The 5,698-nt window shown below is 67.3% G+C and carries 6 protein-coding genes and 2 pseudogenes; 4 read left to right on the top strand and 4 right to left on the bottom strand.

What is annotated here, in order from left to right; genetic code table 11:
• The first annotated feature begins 13 nt into the window (after window positions 1-13).
• Window positions 14-400 (top strand): acyl-CoA thioesterase, encoded by a 387-nt coding sequence (locus QZ847_RS07695; protein ID WP_294355066.1) that lies wholly within the window; start codon window positions 14-16, stop codon window positions 398-400.
• A gap of 64 nt (window positions 401-464) precedes the next feature.
• Window positions 465-1,262 (top strand): annotated as a pseudogene (locus tag QZ847_RS07700) (FAD-dependent oxidoreductase); the annotation flags it as partial.
• Here the strand turns inward: QZ847_RS07700 and QZ847_RS07705 are convergent.
• From QZ847_RS07705 to QZ847_RS07720, 4 genes and pseudogenes are all read right to left on the bottom strand, one after another.
• A pseudogene (locus QZ847_RS07705) lies at window positions 1,256-2,080 on the bottom strand (FAD-dependent oxidoreductase); the annotation flags it as partial. The pseudogenes QZ847_RS07700 and QZ847_RS07705 sit on opposite strands and share 7 nt — an antisense overlap.
• A 91-nt stretch (window positions 2,081-2,171) precedes the next feature.
• Window positions 2,172-2,558 (bottom strand): acyl-CoA thioesterase, encoded by a 387-nt coding sequence (locus QZ847_RS07710; protein WP_294189612.1) that lies wholly within the window; start codon window positions 2,556-2,558, stop codon window positions 2,172-2,174.
• Entirely contained in the window at window positions 2,555-2,767 is a 213-nt protein-coding gene (locus QZ847_RS07715) for a hypothetical protein (protein ID WP_294189614.1), read from the bottom strand. The genes QZ847_RS07710 and QZ847_RS07715 overlap by 4 nt, the downstream gene beginning before the upstream one ends.
• A gap of 11 nt (window positions 2,768-2,778) precedes the next feature.
• Complete coding sequence (locus tag QZ847_RS07720) at window positions 2,779-4,146, bottom strand: pyruvate dehydrogenase complex dihydrolipoamide acetyltransferase (protein WP_294355059.1); 1,368 nt, start codon at window positions 4,144-4,146, stop codon at window positions 2,779-2,781.
• Between the two features lie 144 nt (window positions 4,147-4,290).
• Here QZ847_RS07720 and QZ847_RS07725 point away from each other — a divergent pair, with 144 nt between their 5' ends.
• A complete protein-coding gene (locus QZ847_RS07725; RefSeq protein WP_019515993.1) occupies window positions 4,291-4,743 on the top strand; it encodes a universal stress protein in 453 nt (150 codons plus the stop codon).
• Between the two features lie 57 nt (window positions 4,744-4,800).
• The coding region (locus QZ847_RS07730) for a M20/M25/M40 family metallo-hydrolase (protein WP_294355062.1) at window positions 4,801-5,698 on the top strand (898 nt) is incomplete at its 3' end.

The following is a 5,698-nucleotide window of genomic DNA, read 5'->3' on the forward strand; positions in this document are numbered from 1 at the left end:
CAGAGAACGCGGCATGACCGCCACGCCGCCCGATCGCGCGCCGACGATCCGCGTCACCGCGATGCCCGCCGATGCGAACGCTTACGGCGACATCTTCGGCGGCTGGCTGATGAGCCTGATGGACTCCGCCGCCGGCTTGACCGCCGCGCGCCGCTCGCGTGGTCGTGCGGTGACGATCGCGATGGACGGGATGCAATTCCACGCCCCCGTCCATGTCGGCGACGAGGTGTCGGTCTATGCCGCGATCGAAAAGATCGGCCGCACGTCGTTGTCGATCCAGGTCGAAAGCTGGGCGCGCGATCGCCACGGCGAGGAATCGCGCAAGGTGACCGAGGCACGCTTCACCTTCGTCGCGATCGACGAGGACCGCCGCCCGCGCGAAGTGCCGCCCGCGACATAATCATTTCCGGGCCGACGTGCCCGTGCGACGACAACAGGGGGCTGCGGCTCCGGGGAGTGTTACCATGGCTGACACCTACGACCTTATCGTTCTCGGCTCCGGCCCCGGCGGCTATGTCGCCGCGATCCGTGGCGCCCAGCTTGGCCTGAAGGTCGCGATCGTCGAGCGCGAGCGGCTGGGCGGCATCTGCCTCAACTGGGGCTGTATCCCGACCAAGGCGCTGCTGCGCACGTCGGAAATCTACCATTATATGACGCACGCCGGCGATTACGGGCTGAAGGCCGAGAACATCGGCTTCGACCTGGCCAAGATCGTCGAGCGCAGCCGCAAGGTCTCCGGCCAGCTCAATGCCGGCGTCAAGGGGCTGATGAAGAAGAACAAGATCACCGTGGTCGAGGGGTTCGGGACGATCACCGGCAAGGGCAAGCTCAGCGTCAAGCAGGGCAACGGCACCGTCGATCTGGAAGCCAAGCACATCCTGGTCGCCACCGGTGCGCGCGCCCGCGACCTGCCGTTCGCCAAGGCCGACGGCAAGCGCATCTGGACCTATCGCCACGCGATGGTGCCCGAGGTGATGCCGACCAAGCTGCTCGTGATCGGATCGGGCGCGATCGGCGTCGAGTTCGCCAGCTTCTACAACGACATGGGTGCGGACGTGACCATCGTCGAGATGCTGCCGCGCATCCTGCCGGTCGAGGACGAGGAAGTCAGCGCCTTCATGGAGAAGCGCCTGACCAAGGACGGGATCAAGATCGTCACCGGCGCCGCGCTCGAGAAGATCGACACGGGCGCGGACGGCGTGAAGGCGACGATCAAGGGGAAGGACGGCAAGTCCACGACCGAGGACTACAGCCACGTCATCGGCACGATGCCGATCGCGACGATGACGTGGCTGTAGTCCTCAGTCACGGACTTGCCATCCTTGCCCTTGATCGTCGCCTTCACGCCGCTCGCCGACATGTCGATCTTCTCGACGCCGGCGCCCGTCACGATACGGATACCTTCCTTGGTCAGCCGCTTCTCCATGAAGGTGCTGACTTCCTCGTCCTCAACCGGCAGGATGCGCGGCAGCATCTCGACCACGGTCACCTCGGCGCCCATGTCGTTGTAGAAGCTGGCGAACTCGATCCCGATCGCGCCCGATCCGATAACCAGCAGCTTGGTCGGCATGACCTCGGGCACCATCGCGTGACGATAGGTCCAGATGCGCTTGCCGTCTGCCTTGGCGAACGGCAGGTCGCGCGCGCGCGCGCCGGTGGCGATCATGATGTGCTTCGCGGACAGCTCGGTCGTCTTGTCGCCCTGCGTGACCGTCAGCTTACCCTTACCCGAGAGCTTGCCGACGCCCTCGTGGACGGCGATCTTGTGCTTCTTCATCAAGCCCTTGACGCCGGCATTGAGCTGCCCCGCGACCTTGCGGCTGCGCTCCACGATCTTGCCGAGGTCAAACCCGATATTGTCCGCCTTCAACCCGTAGTCGGTGGCGTGGGTCATATAGTGGTAAACCTCCGACGTGTGCAGCAGCGCCTTGGTCGGGATGCAGCCCCAGTTGAGGCAGATGCCGCCCAGCCGCTCGCGCTCAACGATCGCGACCTTCATGCCCAGCTGCGATGCGCGGATCGCGGACACGTAACCGCCCGGACCCGAGCCGAGCACGATGAGGTCGTATTGGTCAGCCATTCTCGTAAACTCCCGGGCTTGTCGCCCTGTTCGCTCGCATCGCCGACGTGGGCGATGCCGTTTGGTCCGATATAAGGTGCGCGGCCTGAGGTCAGGCGTCCACGGGCCGCGGGCGACGGTCGCGGTCGATCGCGACGAAGGTGAAATGCGCCTCGGTCACCTTGCGCGTCGTCTCGCGGTGGCGGTCGCGCGCGTGTGCCTCGACCGCGATGGTGAGCGAGGTGCGCCCGACCTTGACGACGTCGGCGAACACGCTGACCTCGTCGCCGACGTGGACGGGCGCGTGGAACTTCATCCCCTCCATCGCGATCGTGACCGCGCGCCCCTTGGCACGGCGCGCGGCGACGAGGCCCGCGGCCGAGTCCATCAGGCTCATCAGCCAGCCGCCGAAGATGTCGCCGTACGCGTTGGTATCGGCGGGCATCGCGGTGACGCGCATCGCAGGGTCGCGGAATGCCGGGCTGGTCGCGTCACTCATCCGCGCACCCTCCACACCTCGCGCGCGCTCAGCACACCCATCGCCAGCATCGTGGCCGCGCCGACCAGCCAGATCGTCCAGTATCCTTGCGGATAGCTCCACGCCGCGCCCCAGAAGACGAGCGCGGTGATGCCGAGGCCGAGCGCGCCCCAGGCGATCTCGCGGATCACCGGATCGATCTCCAGCGGGGTGACATGTCGGCGCGTCATCGCAGCCCAGCTCAGGCGAGCATGCCGAGTGGGTTCTCGACCAGCTGCTTGAACGCCTGCATCAGCTCGGCGCCGTCCGCGCCGTCGATCGCGCGGTGATCGAAGCTGCCCGTCGCCGACATGATCGTGGCGACGCCGAGCGAGCCGTCCTCCATCACCCACGGGCGCTTCTCACCCGCACCGATCGCCAGGATCATGCCCTGCGGCGGGTTGATCACCGCCTCGAACTGCTTGATCCCGAACATGCCCATGTTGCTGATCGACGCGGTGCCGCCGGTGAATTCCTCCGGCTTCAGCTTCTTGTCGCGTGCGCGGGCGGCCAAGTCCTTCATCCGGGTCGAGATGCTCGACAGGCTGGCCGTGTCCGCCTCGGTGATGACGGGCGTGATCAGCCCCTCGGGCGTCGACACCGCGACCGAGATGTCGGCGCGCTTGAAGCTGACGAGCTCGTTCGGCGTGAACATGACGTTGCACTTCGGCACCTGGATCAGCGCGGCGGCAAGCGCCTTGATCATCAGGTCGTTAACCGACAGCTTTACCCCGCGCGCCGACAGGCTGGTGTTCAGGTCACCACGCAAGCTGAGGAGTTTGTCGAGGCGCACGTCGACCGTCAGGTAGATGTGCGGCACCTGCTGCTTCGATTCGGTCAGGCGACGCGCGATCGTCTTGCGCATGTTGCTGAGCTTGGTCGTCTCGTGCGGCACGTCGGGAATCTGCGGCGCGGCGGCGGGCGCAGGGGCGCTGGGGTTCGGCGTCGGCGCGGGCTGTGACGCCTCGGCCTTGGGCGCAGACGCGGCGCCCGGCTTGGCCTGTTCGACGTCGGCCTTGACGATGCGGCCGTTGGGGCCACTGCCGGTCAGCTGCGAAAGGTCGAGCCCCTTGTCGGCGGCGATGCGACGTGCGAGCGGGCTTGCCTTGACGCGGTCGCCGTCGTTCTGCGCGGGTGCAGCTGCGCCGGTCTTCGGCTCGTCCTTCGCGACCTGCGCGTCCGTCGGCTTGCCGTGGTCGCGGTCGTCCTCAGGCGCGGGCTGCGCCTCGCTGCCGGTCTTGTTCGGGTCCTTGGGCGAGGGATGCGCCTCGCTCTCCTTCGCGGCGGGCTCGGGCGTCGACTCGCCCGACACGCTGCCGGCATCTTCGCCTTCGCCGGCGAGCAGCGCGATTACCGCGCCCACCTTCACGCCGTCGGTGCCCTCGGGCACGGTGATCTTCGCGATCGTGCCCTCGTCGACCGCCTCGAATTCCATCGTCGCCTTGTCGGTTTCGATCTCGGCCATGATGTCGCCCGAGCGCACCGTATCGCCTTCCTTCACCAGCCATTTGGCGAGCGTGCCTTCCTCCATCGTCGGGGAAAGGGCAGGCATCTTGATCTCGATCGGCATGGCAAACCTTTGCACGAATGCTTTCCTGGGGATGCGCGCGTCTCTCGCCCCCCGGCACCGTAGCGTCAAGCCCGCGACTTGATCGGCGTCGCTTGGCGACCCCGCGAAAGCCTAGTAGATCGGGGGAAGAAAGGTCGTTTCCCGATGCGCATCTACCTTACCGTGATCGACGACACGCCCGAGGCGCAGATCGCGCTGCGTTTCGCTGCGCGACGTGCGGTGAAGACCGGAGGAGGGGTGGAGATCTTGGCATTGATCCCCCCACAGGAGTTCATTGCCTTCGGTGGCGTGCAGGCGACGATCGAGGACGATCAGCGCCGCCACGCCGAGGGGCTGGTGCAGCGCGCGGCGGGCACGCTGCTGGAGGAATCGGGTCTGCGCCCGTCGCTGACAGTACGCAGCGGCGACGGACCGAAGGTGATCCGCGAGCTGATCGCCGCCAACCCGCAGATCGCGGCATTGGTGCTGGGCGCGGCGGCGAGCGGCGCGCCGGGCGAGCTGGTCGGACATTTCGCCGCCGATGTCGGCAGCCTGTCGGTGCCGCTGATGATCGTGCCCGGCGGGTTAGACCGCGAGGCGATCGACCGCCTGAGTTGATGGACAAGCGATAACAGCGGCTTGAGCGCGGACGCGTTCGCGGTCACAACCGGCGCCATGAACCGCTCGCTCCTGCTCGCCGCGCTTCCGCTCGCTCTTGCTCACCCCGCCGCCGCGGCTCCGCGCGAGGCGCCGTCGAAGGAGCGGATGCGCGCAACCGTCGAGAAGCTCGTCTCATTCGGCACGCGCCACTCGCTGTCATCCGCGACCGATCCGGTGCGTGGGATCGGTGCGGCGCGCAACTGGACTGCGGCGCAGTTCGCCGCGCTGTCGCGTGACTGCGGCGGCTGCATCACGACCGAGCGGCTGTCGCGCCGCTTCACTGGTCCGCGCGCGCCGAACGGCGTCGTGATCGAGGACGTGCTCGGCATCCAGCCGGGTAGCGAGCCGGGCCGTTACGTCATTGTCGGCGCGCATATCGACAGCCGCGTCACCGACGTGATGAACGTGACCAGCGACGCACCGGGTGCGAACGACGATGCGTCGGGCGTCGCGCTGGTGCTGGAAGCGGCGCGCATCCTGTCGAAGAGCAAGTTCAAGGCGACGATCGTCTACGCGGTCTTCTCGGGCGAGGAGCAGGGCCTGTGGGGTGCGACCTTGCTCGCCGACACCGCCAAGGCACGCGGGTGGCAGGTCGACGCGATGCTCAACAACGACATCGTCGGCAATTCGGTCGGGCAGGGCGGGGTGGTCGACGCGAACCGCGTCCGCGTCTTCTCCGAGGGTATCCGCTCGAGCGAGTCGCTCGCCGAGGACATGGAGCGGCGCGCGATCGGTGGCGAGGACGACGGCCCCAGCCGCGCGCTCGCCAAGGCGATCGACGGTATTGCCGACGCGCTGCCGGGCCCCACTTCTGGAAAACGCTTCGACGTGATGCTCGATCGCCGTCCCGATCGCTTCGGCCGCGGCGGTGACCACGAACCGTTCCTCAAGCTCGGCTTTCCTGCGGTGCGCT

It is taken from the genome of uncultured Sphingomonas sp. (genome assembly GCF_913778135.1).
Lineage (GTDB): Bacteria > Pseudomonadota > Alphaproteobacteria > Sphingomonadales > Sphingomonadaceae > Sphingomonas.